Here is a 261-nt window from a genome sequence, read left to right on the forward strand (position 1 = left end):
TCCAACGATCTCGATGTCGACGAGTGGACCCGCACCTTCGGCGCCGTCTACGCGGCGGTGATCGCCGCCGGCGCGCGGTCGATCATGGTGGGGCACATCCGCCAGCGGGCCCTGTCGAAGTCGGTGCGTCCGGACTTCTCCGATGCGGACGTGCGTCCCGGGTCGCTCGCCGCCGAGCTGATCGGCGACGTGCTGCGGGGACGGCTGGGCTTCGAGGGCCTGGTCGTGTCCGACAACACCGCGATGGCCGGATTCACCACC

General features: G+C 70.5%; 1 protein-coding gene. It reads left to right on the forward strand.

Annotated elements, in window-relative coordinates; translation table 11 throughout:
- The coding region (locus ACZ3HH_RS30520) for a glycoside hydrolase family 3 N-terminal domain-containing protein (RefSeq protein WP_465810379.1) at positions 1-261 on the forward strand (261 nt) is incomplete at both ends.

This window comes from Pseudomonas sp. PME37.24/025, from assembly GCF_055556615.1.